Source organism: Pseudochelatococcus lubricantis (assembly GCF_011762225.1).
Lineage (GTDB): Bacteria > Pseudomonadota > Alphaproteobacteria > Rhizobiales > Beijerinckiaceae > Pseudochelatococcus > Pseudochelatococcus lubricantis.
The window spans coordinates 114,512-131,624 of record NZ_JAASQI010000005.1 but is presented as its reverse complement, the minus strand read 5'-3'; the positions used below and the strand labels follow the sequence as shown (position 1 = coordinate 131,624).

19 protein-coding genes are annotated in these 17,113 nt (G+C 64.8%); 6 read left to right on the top strand and 13 right to left on the bottom strand.

Translation table 11 applies throughout. The features are described 5' to 3' along the window. The first annotated feature begins 31 nt into the window (after window positions 1–31). From FHS82_RS11820 to FHS82_RS11810, 3 genes are read left to right on the top strand one after another with little or no spacing between them, the layout of a single operon-like run. Entirely contained in the window at window positions 32–1,144 is a 1,113-nt protein-coding gene (locus tag FHS82_RS11820; protein ID WP_377591842.1) for an ABC transporter ATP-binding protein, read from the top strand. Then, complete coding sequence (locus FHS82_RS11815) at window positions 1,141–2,334, top strand: ABC transporter permease (RefSeq protein ID WP_246225311.1); 1,194 nt, start codon at window positions 1,141–1,143, stop codon at window positions 2,332–2,334. Before FHS82_RS11820 ends, FHS82_RS11815 begins: the two co-directional genes overlap by 4 nt. 3 nt (window positions 2,335–2,337) lie before the next feature. Further along, window positions 2,338–3,123, top strand: coding sequence for an ABC transporter permease (locus FHS82_RS11810; RefSeq protein WP_166952969.1), 786 nt, complete (start codon window positions 2,338–2,340; stop codon window positions 3,121–3,123). 14 nt (window positions 3,124–3,137) lie between these two features. Here the strand turns inward: FHS82_RS11810 and FHS82_RS11805 are convergent, their stop codons facing one another. The 10 genes from FHS82_RS11805 to FHS82_RS11760 form a co-directional block, all read right to left on the bottom strand. Beyond that, window positions 3,138–3,749, bottom strand: coding sequence for a hypothetical protein (locus tag FHS82_RS11805; protein ID WP_166952966.1), 612 nt, complete (start codon window positions 3,747–3,749; stop codon window positions 3,138–3,140). A 58-nt stretch (window positions 3,750–3,807) separates the two neighbouring features. Next, entirely contained in the window at window positions 3,808–4,293 is a 486-nt protein-coding gene (locus tag FHS82_RS11800) for a hypothetical protein (protein WP_166952963.1), read from the bottom strand. A 42-nt stretch (window positions 4,294–4,335) separates the two neighbouring features. Then, window positions 4,336–4,818, bottom strand: a complete 483-nt coding sequence (locus tag FHS82_RS11795) for a hypothetical protein (protein ID WP_166952960.1) — start codon at window positions 4,816–4,818, stop codon at window positions 4,336–4,338. A 39-nt stretch (window positions 4,819–4,857) separates the two neighbouring features. Then, window positions 4,858–5,802, bottom strand: a complete 945-nt coding sequence (locus FHS82_RS11790; RefSeq protein WP_166952957.1) for a hypothetical protein — start codon at window positions 5,800–5,802, stop codon at window positions 4,858–4,860. A 120-nt stretch (window positions 5,803–5,922) separates the two neighbouring features. After that, window positions 5,923–6,888, bottom strand: a complete 966-nt coding sequence (gene sctE / locus FHS82_RS11785; protein WP_166952954.1) for a type III secretion system translocon subunit SseC family protein — start codon at window positions 6,886–6,888, stop codon at window positions 5,923–5,925. Between the two features lie 77 nt (window positions 6,889–6,965). Continuing rightward, window positions 6,966–7,547: a hypothetical protein gene (locus FHS82_RS11780; RefSeq protein WP_166952951.1), complete on the bottom strand. Its 582-nt coding sequence runs from the start codon at window positions 7,545–7,547 to the stop codon at window positions 6,966–6,968. 153 nt (window positions 7,548–7,700) lie between these two features. Continuing rightward, on the bottom strand, window positions 7,701–8,114 hold the full coding sequence (locus tag FHS82_RS11775) for a hypothetical protein (protein WP_166952948.1): 414 nt from the start codon (window positions 8,112–8,114) through the stop codon (window positions 7,701–7,703). Next, complete coding sequence (gene sctX, locus FHS82_RS11770; RefSeq protein ID WP_166952945.1) at window positions 8,111–8,491, bottom strand: type III secretion apparatus assembly protein SctX; 381 nt, start codon at window positions 8,489–8,491, stop codon at window positions 8,111–8,113. The genes FHS82_RS11775 and sctX overlap by 4 nt, the downstream gene beginning before the upstream one ends. 79 nt (window positions 8,492–8,570) lie before the next feature. After that, the gene (locus tag FHS82_RS11765) at window positions 8,571–10,382 is read right to left on the bottom strand and encodes a hypothetical protein (protein ID WP_166952942.1); all 1,812 of its coding nucleotides are present in this window, start codon (window positions 10,380–10,382) and stop codon (window positions 8,571–8,573) included. A gap of 17 nt (window positions 10,383–10,399) precedes the next feature. Further along, window positions 10,400–10,798: a hypothetical protein gene (locus tag FHS82_RS11760; protein WP_166952940.1), complete on the bottom strand. Its 399-nt coding sequence runs from the start codon at window positions 10,796–10,798 to the stop codon at window positions 10,400–10,402. A gap of 228 nt (window positions 10,799–11,026) precedes the next feature. Here FHS82_RS11760 and FHS82_RS11755 point away from each other — a divergent pair, with 228 nt between their 5' ends. Further along, window positions 11,027–12,145: a coiled-coil domain-containing protein gene (locus tag FHS82_RS11755; RefSeq protein WP_166952937.1), complete on the top strand. Its 1,119-nt coding sequence runs from the start codon at window positions 11,027–11,029 to the stop codon at window positions 12,143–12,145. A 136-nt stretch (window positions 12,146–12,281) separates the two neighbouring features. Next, window positions 12,282–13,484, top strand: a complete 1,203-nt coding sequence (locus FHS82_RS11750; RefSeq protein ID WP_208394206.1) for an alpha/beta fold hydrolase — start codon at window positions 12,282–12,284, stop codon at window positions 13,482–13,484. A gap of 17 nt (window positions 13,485–13,501) precedes the next feature. Here the strand turns inward: FHS82_RS11750 and FHS82_RS11745 are convergent, their stop codons facing one another. The 3 genes from FHS82_RS11745 to FHS82_RS11735 form a co-directional block, all read right to left on the bottom strand. Next, complete coding sequence (locus FHS82_RS11745) at window positions 13,502–14,827, bottom strand: hemolysin family protein (RefSeq protein WP_166952931.1); 1,326 nt, start codon at window positions 14,825–14,827, stop codon at window positions 13,502–13,504. A gap of 202 nt (window positions 14,828–15,029) precedes the next feature. Next, window positions 15,030–16,007, bottom strand: coding sequence for a site-specific tyrosine recombinase XerD (gene xerD, locus FHS82_RS11740; protein WP_166952928.1), 978 nt, complete (start codon window positions 16,005–16,007; stop codon window positions 15,030–15,032). Between the two features lie 22 nt (window positions 16,008–16,029). Next, the gene (locus tag FHS82_RS11735; RefSeq protein ID WP_166952925.1) at window positions 16,030–16,173 is read right to left on the bottom strand and encodes a histidine kinase; all 144 of its coding nucleotides are present in this window, start codon (window positions 16,171–16,173) and stop codon (window positions 16,030–16,032) included. Window positions 16,174–16,393: 220 nt separating this feature from the next. Between FHS82_RS11735 and FHS82_RS11730 the strand changes: the two genes are divergently transcribed. Continuing rightward, window positions 16,394–17,077: a shikimate kinase gene (locus FHS82_RS11730; RefSeq protein WP_377700241.1), complete on the top strand. Its 684-nt coding sequence runs from the start codon at window positions 16,394–16,396 to the stop codon at window positions 17,075–17,077. The last annotated feature ends 36 nt before the right edge of the window (window positions 17,078–17,113 follow it).

Genomic DNA, 17,113 nt, shown 5'->3' with positions numbered 1-17,113 from the left:
GTACAACCGTCCGCGCGGCAGCGGATTGCAAATGTCCCGGGTTCAATTCTCGTTGCCGGAAGGAGCGCTCCCATTGGCGATTCCACGCATCCGTTTCGATCAAATCACGAAATCCTATGGCAGCCTGCGGGTTATAGACGGCCTGTCGCTTGACATCGCAAAGGGAGAATTCATCAGCCTGCTCGGGCCTTCCGGCTCTGGCAAGACGACGCTCCTGATGATACTCGCGGGCTTCGAATCCGCTACAGGCGGCGGGGTGTGGCTCGACGGCAAGCGGATCGACCATCTGCCGCCCTACCGACGCGACATGGGCGTGGTGTTCCAGAACTACGCCCTGTTCCCGCACATGACGGTGGCGGACAACATCGCCTTTCCCCTGCAGATGCGGGGCGTGAGGAAGGCGGAGATCGCGGAACGGGTCAAGCGCGCCCTTGACATGGTCCAGCTCGGCGCCATGAGCGAGCGCTATCCGGCACAGCTTTCCGGCGGCCAGCAGCAACGCATCGCCCTGGCCCGCGCGCTGGTGTTCGAGCCGGCCGTCGTGCTGATGGACGAGCCGCTCGGCGCCCTCGACAAGCAATTGCGCGAGCAGATGCAGCTCGACATCCGCAAGCTGCACATGCGGCTCGGCCTCACCGTGGTCTTCGTCACTCACGACCAGTCCGAGGCGCTGACCATGTCCGACCGCATCGCTGTGTTCAACAAGGGCATTATCGAGCAGATCGGCACCCCGCGCGAAATCTACGATCACCCGGCGACCCGCTTCGTCGCCGAATTCATCGGCGAAACCAATCTCATCGAGGGAACCGTCGAGCGGGTCGAGGCCGACATGGCCACGGTGCGCCTCGCGGGCGGAAGCGAGATCAGGGTACAGGCCGGCACGGCGGCCACAACCTCAGCCAAAGTACTCGTATCGGTACGGCCGGAGCGCATCCACCTGGGTCCGGACGCGGGAGAACGCGGCAACGCACTGCGCTCCACCGTCGTCGACAGCGTCTATCAGGGCGACCACCTGCGCGTGCAGCTCGACGACGGCGCGCACGGCTTCATCGTGCGCTCGGACCGCCGCACGGCCGAATGGCCGCAGGGCGCGGCCGTCGTCGCCTCCTTCCAGCCCGAAGACTGCTGGGTGATCGCATCATGAGCGAGGTCAGCTTCCGACAACGGGTCGGAGCGCTCGCGCTGGTCGCACCGCTCGCGCTCTTCATCGCCCTGTTCTTCGTCTGGCCGCTCGTGACCGTGCTGAAGGAGTCCGTGTCGGACGCCACCGTCAGCCACGCCCTGCCGACGATGGTGGACGCCGCCGCTGACTGGAACAGGCAATCGCCGCCCACAGCCGCCATGAAGGCCGCCCTCGTCACCGACCTGCGCGGTATCGAGGACCAGCAGTTGTTCGGCGACCTGGTGCGGCGCCTGAACAGCGCGCAGGCAGGTTTCCGCACCCTGCTGCCGAAGACACGCACCGCCGTCGACAAGTCCCGAGAGACGACCGCGCCCGAGGCGGTCGACCTGGAGGAGATCGACAAGCGCTGGAGCAATCCTGCCTATTGGCAGGCCATCGCCGGCACGCTCTCGCCGTTCACCGACCAGCATCTTCTCGCGGCTGTCGACCTTTCCCGCGACGGCACGGGAGCGATCGTCGCGCTCGGCGCCGATGAATCGGCCAATCTCACCATCCTGCTGCGCACCTTCTGGGTCTCGGCGCTGGTGACGCTTGTCTGCCTCGCCATCGGGCTGCCCTATGCGATGCTCGCCGCCGCGATGACCGGCTGGCGGCGCCAGCTTCTGCTCGGCGCCGTGCTGCTGCCGCTATGGACCTCGCTGCTGGTGAGAACCGCGTCGTGGTATATCCTGTTGCAGGACAACGGCCTCGTCAATGATGCGCTCCAGTCCCTCGGGCTGACGGACGCGCCTTTGCGCCTCATCTTCAACCGTGTAGGCGTGGTCATCGCGATGGCCCACATCCTGCTGCCGTTCATGGTGCTGCCGATCTACAGCGTCCTGATCACCATTCCGAAAACGCTGATGCCGGCCGCCGCCTCGCTGGGGGCGCACCCGCTGCTGGCGTTCCTGCGGGTTCTGCTGCCGCTGAGCCTGCGTGGCGTCGCGTCCGGGGCGCTGCTCGTGTTCATGGCCGCGATCGGCTACTACATCACGCCGGCCCTGATCGGCGGCGCGCAGGACCAGATGATCTCGTCCGTGATCGCATTCTACGCCACCGGCTCCGCCAATTGGGGCATGGCGGCGGCGCTCGGCATCGTTCTGCTCGCCGCGACGCTGCTTCTCTATATGGTCTACGGCTGGCTTTCCTCCGACAAGACGGCGAGGGCGTAAGCGATGCTGAAAACGTTACAGGTGCTTTTCGGCGCAGCGGCGGTGTTCTTCCTCATCGTTCCGCTCATCGCCATCCTGCCGCTGGCCTTCACATCCGGGGCATTCCTCACCTATCCCATGCCGGGCATCTCGATGCGGTGGTTCAACGAACTCGTCACCGCCGACGCCTGGCGGCGATCCATCGTCAACAGCCTGGTGATCGGCTGCGGCACCACGATGCTCGCGACGGTGCTTGGCACGACGGCCGCTCTGGGCCTGCGCGGGCGCGTCGTACTCGGCGGACTGTTCCGGACGATGTTCCTGCTGCCCATGGTCGTTCCTGCGGTGGTGCTCGGCGTCGGGATGCAGATCCTGTTCGTGCGGCTCGGCGTCGCCAACTCCTATCTTGGCGTCATCGCCGCCCATACGGTGGTGGCCATCCCCTTCGTGGTCGTGAGCGTTTCCGGCTCGCTGGAGGGCATCGACCGGCGGGTGGAGCGCGCGGCGCTCAGCCTCGGTGCCTCTCCCTTCACGGTGTTGCAGCGCGTGACGCTGCCGCTGGCGATGCCGGGAATTGCGTCCGGCGCGGTGCTGGCTTTCGCCACCTCGCTCGATGAGGTCGTGCTGACACTGTTCGTCGCCGGCCCCAACCAACGCACGCTGGCGCGCCAGATGTTCTCGACGATCCGCGAGAACATCAGCCCGGCGATCGCCGCCGCCGCCTTTCTCTTCATCGTCGGCACGCTGCTCGCCGCCGCGGCGGCCATCGTGTTGAAGAAGCAGAGGCAGCGTCGCACCGGGCTGGCGTAGACCGGCGGCGACGCTCACGGAGACCCTGCAGGATGCGGTGTGTCGGCCGACCTGCACGGGACCTCCGGCCAGGAGGCGAGAAATGCGCGCAGGCGCCGCGCCTCCTGCACGATGGCGGGCGGCGTCTCCCGGCTCGCACGTTCCTCATAGGCGGCCAGGCTGACACGCGCCTCATCCGGGCGTTTGATCGCGATAGCGAGTTCAAGGGCATGGAAATGCGGGACTGCCCACGCCGGACGCAGGCGCGCGGCGGCGGTGAAGGCCCGGCGCGCGTGTTCCGGCTGCTGCGTCAGGCGCAGGCACACGCCGTAACCGACCCAGTAGTCGGCATTGCCGGCGTCGAGCAGGCAGAGAGCCCGGAACAGCGTCAGAGCGCGCCCGGCCCGCCCCAGCGCGAACCAGCCGTGAGCGCGGGCATAGAGTGCATCGATCACCTCAGACGAAACCGACAGCGCCTGTCCGATATCCCTTCCCGCCGCCAGATGCTCGAACACCGGCGCGCCATCGATGCCGAGCGCGGCCATCGCCTGACAAAACGTCTCCCCCAGAGCCGCCAGATCATCGCCGCCGACGCCGAGGCGGGCAGTAGCGTGGGCGAGGGTGACATCGTCAGGGCGTAGCGCCATGGGTTGCTCCGGAATTGGCAGGCCCCGAGCCGTGGGCCTCGATGAACGTGGCTGACTATCAGTTCCGGGCCTGGACTTCCTTCGCGACGATGGCACGCTGCAGCAGGGCGGCAGCCTCTTTCGCCACGGCATCGTCGCCCGTCTCCCGCGCCACGCGGATGGCGTCCTGCAGATCATCGATAGCCGCATCGAAATCGAGCAGGCCGAGGGAGGCGCGGCCTGAAATCAAATAGCCCATCGGACTGTCCGGCGCCGAGGCAATGACGGCGGAAGCCGCCTGCAGAGCGATGTGGAACTCCCTGATTTCCAGCGCGCAGGTCGCCAGCCCGATCTGGAAGCGGATTTCGGAGGGATCGCACAGGACGAGGGTGGCGTACGTCCGCAGCGCCTGATCGTGTTCGCCGCGCCGTAGCATGCCGGCAGCAACGTCCAGTCCGGGAAGCAGATGTGCGATTTGGAGGCCAAGATACTCACGAATGGATTGCCCCGGCGCAAGCGATTCGATGCCGGAGGGTTCGATAGGGGCGGATTCGATGATAGCCATTATTACGCCTCTCGCGATGAAGTTCACCGCAAGTTTACACCTTCACGGACGGAAAATAAAATTCATTTTATGAGATTTATTTAAAGTAGATATCTCACGATATCTATCATATTTATCATTGTATTTATTATAAATAATTTCTTTTATATGTCTATAATGAACAATAAATTCTTCTATTAGCGAAATTATACGAGAAATACTAATACTCGTATAGGTTATATTCTTGCGAATAAAAATCGTTTCGGCCATGTCGCCACGGCCGAGTGCAACCAGCGCTGAGCTTATCGTCAGATGGCGCAGGTTGCTTTTCAACATTTGCCGCGTCTGTGCCATCCGCTCCACGGGGTCGGAGGCGAGATGGCCGGCAGTGGCGGAAAGTACCATCTCGTATCCGCTGACGGCGGGGCTCAGCCTCACGACGACCTCGTCGGTCTCTAGCTCCACCGCATTGTCGGCGGCAAAGGCGGGGGCGCCCAGATCGAGCGTGTCCCACAATCTGGCAATGATGTCGCGGAAGCCGTTCATCAGGCGGCTTCCCTGCTGCACATCCCCGGCATCGTCGGTTCACCCCCTTGCCGTGATGGCGCGCATGGCATCGACTTCGGCCTCCTGCACTTCCTTGATGCCGGACAGAAGCGACAGCAGCGTCGCCGTCAGCGCCTGGACGACGGCGCTTTCCTGCTCCCGGGTGGCGTTGTGCCGCTGAGCGGCGGCCGCATAGACGGCGCCCTGCGCCTCGTCGCGCTTGACATCGGAATCGAGGATACCCTTGGTGAGCATCCCCGAACCATCAATCGCGCCCGTCACGCCCGCGAGCACCGACTGGAGAGATCTGGCTTTCTGGGCCGCTGCCTCGCTGGCCGCCGTCTGGACGGCGTCGGCAGCAACGTTGTTTGCTGCGGCAGCAGCCCTGTCAGTCGCAGTCTGGGCGGGATTGGCCACAACGTTGTTCGATGCCGCAACGGCGTTTTCGGCAACAGTCGGGGCGGGGCTGGCAGCGACATTGTTCGACGCCGCGGCGGCCTTGTCGGTGATATCGGCGGCCTTGTCCACCTTGCCGGCACCGGACGCGGCCTTGCTGGCCGAGCGAAGCCCCGAGGCGCCGCCGGCGATCTGTATGCCGCCCGAAACGAACGAAAGCGTTGCCGTGACGATTGCCGATGTCAGCATCTTGCTTGAGGCATCAGACATCTTGTCGGCCTGATTGAGAAACTCGATTTCCGCGCTCTTGGCCTCAAGCTGGGAGACGAGGCGCTCGGACTGATAGCCTGCGTTGGTGGCTTCGATGACCAGGCGCCCGAGCAAATCAATACCGTTGCTCTGACTCATCAGGGCGTTCAGCCGGTTGATCGCCTCTTCGAGCTGCGCGACGTCGGCGGCGGTTGCCGGCGCGCCGGCTGCCTTGCCCGTGGCGGCAACCCGCTGACGGCCTGCGGGGGGCAATGCGCTCTCTTCGTCGCCTGCGTTGCCCTTGCCCGTCGTCTTCTCCGCTTCCTTCGCGCCGGTCATGGACAGAGCGGCTGCACCGTTGTAGCCCGAAACTGCAGACGTGGGAGGTGTCTGCGTGTTGGCAATGCTCATGATGAAAACTCCCTGGAATAAATAATACGAGAACCGAACATCCGGCGGTCAGGCCGTCAGCTTGGCGCGGCTGAGGACATTGCCGCGCTCGTTGATGGCTTCGGAGCCCGCATCGATGATGCCGTTGATCCGCTTGGATGTTTCCACGAGTATCTGCAGCACGAGGTCGGTAAAGCTCTGCTCCGCCTGGGTCTTGGCTTCAAACTCTTTCGTTTCGGCCTGCTGCTTCGTGGCATCGACCTGTGCTAGGGCAGCGTCGAGGTTAATGCCAGCGGAAGCCACCTGCACCACGCCGTTTATAACGCTCGATGTGGCCGTAACTGCCGTCGCAAGCGTTGAGCCGCCGGTCAGGGCGGCGGCCGCGACGGAGGCTGCGGCCAGGCCGAGCGAGAAAACCAGATCGCCGTAGCGGCCGAGTTTCGCGCCAATGCCGGAGCCGGTTGCGTCCTTCGTGATCTGATCGGCGATCATCAGCGCGCCGACGCCGATCATGATGCCGCCGGCCAGGGTGGCGACGCCTGTCGCGGCCAGCGCACCACCCACAGCAACCATCAGGGCACCGCTGATGTAACTGGCGATGCGGGAAAACAGCTTGCCGAAGAAAGACTTGCTGGCCGCCTTCTCCTGCGCTTCAAGCGCCTTCCTGAGCTTGTCGCCATATTCGGCAATGTCGTCGCGCCGCTTGGCCGAGGCATTCTTGACGCTCTCTTCCTGAATCAGTTTCTGATTCTTGTCGATTGCGGAGGCGACTTGCAAAATGAGCACTGCCGTGTCGTCATTGTTGATACGCGGCAGTTTCTCGTTAATGGAGGCGAGCAGCGACTGGAAGTTCAACGCCGCGAGCACGCCGGCGGCAACCTGCTGGGCCTGCGCATCCGGCACGGCGCCAGCCTGCGTGGCGACGCCGGCACCCACCGTCGTTTCAGTCACCTCGCCGGTGACAGTGGGGACGACAGTCGCGCTGTCGGAGACTCCGCGCGACGTAACAGCCTGATTGGTGAGAGTCGTGGACATCTGTATGTTCCTCCGGGAGACAGTCGAGTGACCACCGGGCCGCTCGACTTGCGGATGAAGGCCAAGGCGGTGCCGGATCAGCCCTGGATGACGGCCCGGCGGCTGTCGATGAACGCCAGCAGCGTCGTCGCGTGCTGTACTGTCTGCGTGTCCTGCAACTCATCGGCGGCGGAGCGCGCGGCCTCGACGAATTCCTTCGCCTCGTCGAGGACGCCGTCGCCCAGCAGGCATTCGCCGACACGCAGGTACCCCAAGGGGTCGAGCGGCTTGCGCCAGATGTAGAAGGCATAGGCCCGGCCCGCGTCGGCGAAGCGGCTTTCCATTTGCAGGGTGACTGCGGCAGCGTAGAGCGCGCGCTCCTCCATGGGATCGAGCAGCAGCGCGAGCAGCAGCTTGTCGCGCGCCCTGGCGGGTGCACCGGCCTGGATGAGATCGCGCGCCTGGGAGAGCAGGGCGTCGACATGCTCCTCCGTCAGGCCGAGAGCCTTCGCTGGCGTGTTGCCGGCAGCGATCCGGCCGATCCATTCGCAGACGTACTCCCGCGGATCTCCATCGATACCGCAGACGTCACGGAAATACTTCCCTATAGCCGGGCTGGCCGCCGCCGTGAAAGTGCTTGATGCGTCCGGCGGGATAGCCACGCGGTCGAGGAATGACATCTGTTGCTCCTTCAAGGGTCGTCCGGCAGTACACTTCCCGCCCGGTTTCCCGACAATATCGCCGTTATCTCCGCTCATCTGTGACGCAAATGACAGATACGCGCCTTTTTCGAATTATATTCCGCCTTGTCCATCAGGACCCGGCCTCCGGCATTATTCCGGCTCCTCTACGCCACTGACGCCATGGCGCAGGTAGGCCTCAAGCGTATCCCCGGCGCTGTCGCGCAGATCGAGCGCAAAGAGGCTGCGCGCCTTCATGTAGCGGCGCATGCGATGCTGCGGGGTGGGGCGATAGGTGCCGAAACGCTCGATTGGGTCGGCACGGTCGAGTTCCTCCAGCGTCCGGAGCGTGTCGGCCCAGTCCTGCGTGAGGAAGCGCGTCACGGCGCGGGTGAAGAGCACCTCGGCGCTCGAATCACCCATCAGATACAGCGCGTCCGCAAGCGTGCGCGCCCGCCCGACATAACCATGCTGCGCGAACACGAAGATGTTGAGCAACAGGAAGTCGCGCTCCCGCCGACGCGGGCTGCCCGCGTGCGGCGGCCGATGGGGGACGATGTCGCTCATCCGCGAAACAACGCCGCAAGGGATGCGCGCACCTCGGAATCCAGCAGCAGGTCGCGATCGATCAGGTCCAGAGCGCGCTCGAAGGCTGTTTTCCGCGCGCCGGCGGCGGCGGCGGCGTGCTGGGCGAGCAGGGTGCGCACGTCCACCCGCGCGTCCGCGAGCCGCGCCGGCTCCATCAGTTCCGGGTCCACCGCTGCCGGCTGAAGCAGGTCCGGCAGGCGCTCGTCCAGGGTCGGCCGGTTGAGAACCTCGTGCAGGGGGCGATAAACCGGCAGATAGGCGGCGGCTTGTCCCGGCTCGTCGGGCAGATGAAATTCGTCGTCAACCCGCCAACGCGAGATGGATTCGATACCGGTGTCCAGGTTCTTGATGCGCATGGGATGGATGCCCCGGAATGAATGCTCCGCCTTGCCCGCTCACGGCAAGGCTCATTATCTGCCAATGCGGCCCGGCGTGTCAGACGGCCCGGGCAATGCTCTGAATGATCTCGTTCAGCTTGGAGAGCGCATTGTTCCCCATCTCGAAATAGCGGTTCTTCTCCTTTTCGAGAGTGCTGATGGCGTTCATCTGGATCTGAGTTTCCTGATTGATCAGGGTGACGGTATCCGAAAGCTGTGTGCCGAAAGTGGACCAGGCGCTCATCTTGTAGTCTGCGTATTGTCCTCTGCTGTTCTGCTGTGAATCGGCATCCGTAAAGAAGGAAAAGCTCGGTCTGGTGATATTGCGCAAAGCCTCTATCGGATGCTGTTGCGTCGCATAGACAGAGGTTTCATTGAATCGCGCTACGGGTTTCGAGTCGAACATACTCGGCATGCCAAAGTACAAAAGGTCATCGACATCCTTGTAGCGATCCTCGAACTGATAAAAAGCGGTGGCACCCTGATCGTGAAAATCTTCCGGAATAACATATCTGGAGCTATCCTTGCCCTTGCTCGTGATATAGCTCACACGCTGCTGCATATATCCATATGTCTTTATTAACTCGTTCTGCTGATTGACCTCTTCCGACTTTATGGATATGAGGCTCTCGGATTGCAGGTTATAGTAAAGCTGAAGCCTGAATATGATGCTCGGCAGGTCCAGATTCTTTCCGCCTGAAATCGTCGTTTCAGTATTCTGACGCGAAAGCGCCAGCTCAAGCAGGCGTTTCTCCTGCTCGATGAACGTCTTGTACGCGGTCGCCACCGAGGCTCCCTTGTCAAGGCTGATTATGTTGTCGACCCGGTAAGCCCTATTGGCGTCGTACGTGCCGTCGCTGTGATTGTCCGGATTCTTCCAGTGGCTGTACTCACGCGCACCGGACTCTCCGTTGACGCTCCCGTAGGCATGCGCGGTCTTGAAGCGGTTCAGAATGGCCGATACTTCCTCATTCACTGTCTTCGTGCTGAAGAACACCTGTTTGTCCAGCTTCTGCTGGATAATGTTCAGTTGCTCGATAAACAGATTCCTGTCGCTTTCGGTCATTTGCGTCAGGCTCGTGCCCGTCGGAACCGGAAACGAGTTGATGCTGCTGATCGCCTCCTGAACCGCTGATGGCTTTGCAGTAGAGAGGCCCAGCGCCGACTTGATCTCTGAGAATGCCGGCCTTGCATTGACAGCGCGCTGCTCGGCCGCTGACAGGGTGTTGATGGAACGACTGTCCAGTTGTTCGACGATGATGGCCTTCGTGTGCGTATCGTCGAGCACTGCGGTGGCGCCTGTCATCTCCAGATAGGTCGACGGCGGGCTCGTCGTGACCGTGCCGAAGCGCAATATCGCCGCGACCTGTTCGTCCGAATGCATCGCCAGGAAGGCGTCCGCGGTGAAGGGCGGCGTTTGCCCGCCGGGCAGCGTGATCACGGCGCCCGCGGGTTCCGCGGTCACACCGTTCTGGCCGGAGTTGAGGATGCTGCCGGTGCCGGTGCGCTTCAGTGTCACCGGCAGCCATGAGGTCGAGCCATCGCCGTTCCTCAGCGCCATGAAAGTGTTGGTGGTGACGTCCGCCGGCAGCGAGATGCCCAGAATCAGCTCGGCCTGTGCGCGGGAGGTGAAGGTGACCCTGTCACCGTCCTCGATGATGGAACCCTGCGTCGCCGCTAGCGCGGAGAGCAGCGATGCAGAGGCGGGGGTGACGAGCAGCGGCACCTCGTCGCCAAACGCCATTTCCCCCGCACCGGCGCCGATGTTCTGCGGAACCTCTTCCAGCGGGCGCACCTCTCCTGTGGCTTCGGCGACCGGTATTTCCGCCGGGGTAAACAGGGGAGTATCCTTCACCGACGAGATGGACATGGCGTTCTCCTGAACGATCAGAGCCGGAGTGTGATGCGTCCGGCGGGCTTTTTCGGCGAAGACAGCGAGGGGGCTCGCGCCGCGCCGATGGGCCCGGCTTCCGCCAGACGGGCGATGATGTAGGCGGCGCGCACCCCGAGGCGGTCGATCTGCGCGGCAAGGCCCGCTATCCCTTCGGCGGCCAGCATGTCATCGAAAACGCGCCTTACGACGGGATCGTCCCGCATGACGGGATTTTCCCGAATCTGGCGCAACCGGTCGCAGATCGTCGTCAGCAGGCCATGCCAGTCCTGCCCGGGCCGTTGCCCGCGTTCCGCCAGCCAGTCCTCAATCATCCCGATGACGGCGACCGTGTCATCATGGCCGGATAAGCCGTGCGACGCCGACTGGCCTGCGGCGTGGGTGTGCGTACTCATGCCGGCGTTCCTCTTGCGCTCGGTTTGCCTCGTGCGGCCGATATGCTGCCCGCCGTGCTGGCGCCGTCGGGGGTTGGCGTCCTCACGTTTCGCGACCATAGCGAACGATCCGTCCGCCAATTGTGCCGAACGGCACAGGGAAGGTGGCGATTGCGTGCATAATCGGACGAAACGGGCCGGAGCGCCGGCCGAAACCCTTCTCTCCGTTTCATGCTGGAGGGCCGCACCATGTCGACTTCTGCAATCTCCGGCGGCGTATCGACGCCCGCCGCGGCGTCCGACGAACAGCTTGCTGCCGCGGGGCGGGCGCTTTCGATTCCGCCCGTTTCCGCAGCGCAGACGATGCCCTATCTCGACCTCGGCCTCGGGCGGTCAACGGTCGGCCGGCTCGGCATCAGCGCGCCGAAAAATGCCGCCCTGTCAAGCGTCGTCGCTGCGCAGGTGCTGGCCGAAAATGAGAAACTGCGCATCGTGAACGAAGGCACCCGGAACGGCGCCCTCAGCGCACGCATCCGCGCAATCGCGGCCGAGAGCCCCTCTGTGGCCGAAATGCTGGCGAGACTGGAGGACGAGGCCGCCGTCCTTGAGAACGACATCGCGACGCTGGACACGTGGAAGCAGGGGCTTCAGGCCAGCCTGCAGACCCGGCAGGTGGAAAGCACGAGCCTCGGCGGCAGGATCGTTGCCGCTCAGGCTGCGGTTGACACACAGGCGGAGCGCTTGCGCGACGCCCGGAACCGGCTCACGGCGCTGGACAGCGGCGCCACGCAGGCCGAGCGGCAAGCCATCGAGAGGGAAATCGCCGCGCTGACGGACGGCCTCGTCCCGCTGGAGGCAGCCCTTGCCGCACTCAACGGAGAAAAGGAGCGCGCGGATGCGGACATCGCAAATCTCGATGCCGGCCTGACGGCCACTATCGACGAGATCACCCGGCAGGAGGCCCTGCTCGCGGGCAAGAACGCCGAGTTCCAGTTCCTCCAGGCAGGCGGCACGCCGACGAATGTTTCCGCGGAGAAGGCGCAGTTGCGGAACCGGGTTCTGTCCAATGGCGCTTCCGCCGCGCTGAACGACCTTATCCTCGAAAAGATGCTTGAGGAACTGGATGCCGCCGAGCGCGCCGCGAACCAGCCCGTCCATTGGGGCCACACGGCCGAGGAGCGCGCCACCCAGTATCAGGACAACGGCGTCAAGCGCCGCGCGGCGGTCTACGGCGACGCCCGCTCGCCCGACATCGCAAGGCATGCGGAGCGTCTCGCGCTTTCCATCGGCGGCATCATCGATGCGCTGTCCATGCTGACCGCCGATGTGTCGGAGAACAGGAATACGCGGGTCCGCCTCGACCTTTGACGAATGGCGGAGCCGGCCGGACGGACTATCTTCCCTGTGAAGGACGTGCGATAATTCTGCGTATACCGGTCGTCGCAAATGCGGGTGCGGTTTTCCGCACGCGCAGATGCAGAAACCGGATATCGGCGCATCGCGCGTGACAGACGCGCTGTACCGCGATGACATGGGAGGAGGCACGCCGGTGAATGCGACGAGGCACCATTCCGGTCCAACGGAAGACGACGCGCGTTCCAAGGCCGCCGCGCCGACGTTCACCCCGTTTCGCCTGCCCCTGATCTGGACCGCGCTGGCTATGGATGCGTCCGGCCGCATGGCGACCGCCATGGCGAAGAGCCTTTCCGAACTGGCCGCCGTCGAAGCCGAGAAAAGTGCCTGCATCCTGCCGGACTGGACGACCGATCACAAGGTGGCGCTCGAACTCGAAGCCGTGACCTTGCGGGAGTTCGCGCGGGGAGAGCGCCGCGGCCCGGCCACGCTCATCTGCACGCCGCTCGCCTTCGTCCGCGCGCTGATCGCGGATTTCGCGCCGGGTCATAGCGTCGTCGCCAGCCTGCTCGACGCCGGCCTGTCCGACACGTTCGTCATCGATTGGCGGTCGGCGACCGACGAAATGCGGAACAAGTCGCTCGACAGCTATTTCAGCGATCTCAACGTTGTCGTCGACCATCTCGATCCGCCAGTGCATCTCATCGGCCTTTGCCAGGGGGGCTGGATGGCGCTCGCCTATGCCGCCCGCTTTCCCGAGAAGGTCGACAAGCTGGTGCTCGTCGGCGCGCCGGTCGACATGAGCGCGCAGACGACGCGCCTGACAACCCTTTCCGCCGGGATACCGCTCGCCGTGGTGGAGCGGCTGGTGGCGCTCGATCGCGGCATCGTCGAAGGCGCCCGCTTCCTCAAGTTCTGGGCGCCGGCGGGAATCAACGACGAATACGCCGCCATGTCGCTGCAACTCGGCGCGGATGCGTCGCCAGCGCAGCGCGCGGCGCTCGTGGAGCGCTTCACGCACTGGTTCGGCGCGACCATCAACCTGCCGGGGCGGTATTTTCTGGACGTGGTGGGCAGGCTGCTCCAGAATAATGGGCTTGTCAGCGGCGACTTTCAGGTGCTCGGCGTTCCGATCGATCTGAAACGGGTCCGTTCCCCGGTGACGCTGATCGCGGCCGAGCAGGACGAGGTGGTCGGCAGCGAACAGCTCTTCGCCGCCGAGCGCTTCATCGGCACGGCGAAGGCAGATATCCGCAAGATCATCGTGCCGGGCAACCACCTCGGCCTGTTCGTCGGCGCCGACGTCAACAGGGACATCTGGCCGGGCGTCGGCCAATGGCTCGCCGACAACTGATCGCGGCGGCGCGGGCGTCAGTCCGTCTCGACGCGGGAAACGAGCAGCTTGTCGACCCGCCGGCTGTCCATGTCGACAACCTCGAAGCGCCAGCCCTGCCACGTCACCGTGTCGCCGACAGAAGGGATACGCCCCAACTCGTGCAGGAAGAAGCCGGCGATGGTGTGGAAGTCGCCGGTCTGCGGCAGGTCGCGCAGTCCGATCCGGTCGAAAGCCTCGTGCGCGGGCATCATGCCGTCGATAAGCAGTGAACCGTCGGCGCGCTCCACGACGGAGGGCTCCTCGTCGTCGACACCGGGTAGCTCGCCGGCGATGGCTTCCAGCAAGTCGGTCTGCGTGATGATGCCCTCGATCCCGCCGTATTCGTCGACGATGACCGCAAGCCGCACGGGCTTCTGCTTGAACTGTTCGAGAATGCGCAGAAAGGGCGTTGCCTCGTGCACCACCAGCGGCTCGCGGGCCAGGCGCGCGACATCGATGCTCCGGTGGTCGAGGGCGTTGTCGAGCAGGTCCTCCTTCAGGACGATGCCGATGACCTCGTCAAGCTCGCCGCGGCTGACGAGCAATTGCGCGTGGCGGCATTCGCGGATGGTCTTGAGTATTTCCTCGGGCGGATCGTCGGCATCAACCCACTCGATATCGAGCCGCGGCGTCATGAAATCGCCGATTCGCCGGTTGCTCAGGTTGATCACCCGCTCCACGACTTCGAGTTGCGCCTGCTGTAGAACGCCCGCGCGCTGGCTCGCGGCCATGAGCAGCTTCAGTTCCTCCGGCGAATAGTTCGATGCCGGCCCCTCGCCGGCGTGCAGCCCGACGAGCCTGAGCACCAGGTTGCCCATGCCGTTCAGCGTGACGATGGCCGGGCGGAAGATGAGCTGGAAGATGGCGAGGGGCTGCACCACGGCGAGCGCAGTCGCCTCACTGCGCTGGAGTGCGAGGCTCTTGGGCGCCAACTCGCCGAGCACGATATGCAGCGCGGTAATGATGGTGAAGGCGATGACCACGGCCAGCGTGTGGGAGCCGATGGAGGCGAGGTTGCCGGGCAGGAAGGCGAGCAGCGGCTCGATCAGGTGCGCCAGCGCCGGTTCGCCGATCCACCCCAGCGCCAGCGACGATATGGTGATGCCGAGCTGCGTAGCGGCGAGATTGCCGTCGAGGTGATCGATGGCCTTCTGCAGCGCAGCGGCATTACGCTGGCCTGACGCCACGAGTTCCGCGACCCGGCTGCGCCGGACGGCGACGAGTGAGAACTCTGCGGCGACGAAAAATCCGTTGGCGAGGACGAGAAAAAAGACCGCGGCAAGTCTGATGACATCGGTCCAGCCAGCTTCAACGCCTGCCATAATCTCCTCGGGCCTGTCCTGCGTCGGCGGCGGGGACGCGATCGGAGGGATCGCGGACGCCGGCCGTCCAACCATCATGCGAGGCTCGCAGCCTACGCTGCCGCCGCCGGATGTTTATGGACCCACAAATATCCCGAACAGATGACAGTCGTCGCTCACGTGCCGGCGGCAGCATTGCACGCGCGCAGGGTGGCGCGCAATATCAAGCTTGGCCGGTGGAGGTTGATAATTCGTCGGCCAGCGGGTGCAGGTCCCGCACCATCGCCTTCATGCGCTCGTCCAGAACATGCGTATAGATCTGCGTCGTGGCGATGTCAGCGTGGCCGAGCAATTCCTGCACCACGCGCAGGTCCGCGCCGTTGTGCAGGAGATGGCTGGCGAAGGCATGGCGCAGGACGTGCGGGCTGACACGCTCGGGCGAAAGCCCCGCCTGCGCGGCAAGGTCCTTGAGGTCGCGGGCAAAGGCCTGGCGCGTGAGGTGGCCGGAGGCGCTGTCGGCGGGGAACAGCCAGCCGGCGCGCGCTCCGCCATGCACGCTCTCGAGCAGCGCGAGGTAGATTCGCGCCGCGTCACGCGCCGCATCGGTGAGCGGCACGAGGCGCTCCTTGTCGCCCTTGCCGCGTACGATCAGGAAACGCTCGCGTGTGCGGGCGGCCGCGATGGGCAGGGAGACGAGTTCCGACACGCGCAGGCCCGTCGCGTAGAGCATTTCCAGCAGGCAGGCCATCCGGGCGCGGGTCAGCCGCCGGGCCGGCGGCAGCGCCTCGTCGTCCACGCCGTCGTGCGCGCGCGCCAGCAGCCGGTCGACCTCCGCCACGGACAGCACCTTCGGCAACGCCTGCCCGCGCTTCGGCCCGTCGATTGCGGCGGAGGGGTCCGTGCGGCAATGGCCCTCGCTGTAGAGGAAGCGGTGGAACTGGCGCACGGCGGAAAGCTTGCGCGCCGCCGACGTCGCCTTCAGGCCGCGATCGTCCAGTTCGGCGAGGAAGGCGCGAATCGTGTCGGCGGCAGCGTCGTCCGGAGAGCGGCGATGCGCCTTGAGGAAGGCGGTATAGTCGTCGAGGTCGCGGCGATAGGCGTCCAGCGTGTTGCGCGAGGCGCCCCGTTCGGAGGCGAGCATGTCGAGGTAGAGCGCAACGGCCGCTGCGGTCGAAAGGGGGGCGAGGGGGTCTGCGCGCATGAGGAACGGCCGGGCAATGGAATCAGCGGTTGAGGCGTTCGGCGGGAATCGAGACCGACATCTCGCGCTGCTGCGGGGTGACGAACGTCGCCAGCGCGAACATGCCCGCATAGCCGAGGCCGGCGAGGATCCCCAGGGTGACGAGAAGACGAAAGAGTGTCGGCATGGTCGCTCCTGGCCCAACACGGCGATGACGACGGGTCCGGGGATCGCAGCCCCACGGGACGCCAGGCTGCTTTTATCCCATGTTAGTAAACAAGCGATGATCGACAAACATCGCCATCTGACGCATTCTCCCGTGCGGGATATTTGCCGGCATGGCTTGCTGGAGGGAGAAAGGACAGTCGGGTGAGGGCGCACAGGGGCCCGGACGGGGGCGTCCGGAAATGACAGCAGAGGAATCACGGGAAGGCCTCTCCGATCCGGAAACAGAGGACGCGGCGGACGCAGGTTCCTCTCGCGACGACCCCGGACGGGAGCCGGCGTCTTCCGAACAGGCCGCCCGGCCGATGGCGCCGGAGGAGGCGCAGGTTGCCCGGCAGATCCGCGACCGGCTCGGCAAGCGGACAATCACGCTGATCGGCATGATGGGGGCGGGGAAAAGCACCATCGGCCGTCGCCTCGCCCAGCGCCTCGACCTGCCGTTCGTGGACGCGGATACGGAGATCGAGACCGCCGCCGGCATGTCCATTCCGGATATCTTCGCCACCCACGGCGAGGCCCATTTCCGCGAGGGCGAGAAACGGGTGATCGACCGGCTGCTGCAGGAAGGGCCGCAGGTGCTGGCGACGGGCGGCGGCGCCTATCTCAACCCGCAGACGCGCGCGCGGATCGCGGAATCGGGGCCCGCCATCTGGCTGAAGGCCGACGCCGAGACGCTGATGCGCCGCGTGCGCAAGCGCCCGACCCGGCCGCTGCTCCAGACCGACGATCCGGAGGCAACCTTGCGGCGGCTGATGGACGAGCGTTACCCGATCTATGCGCTCGCCGAATTCACGGTCGTCTCGCGCGAGGTGGCGCACGAAGTGATCGTCGACGAACTTGTGGCGCTTTTGGACGCCAGTCTGTAATAACCGGGGCCGGCGGTACAGGCGTTTGCGTCGTAT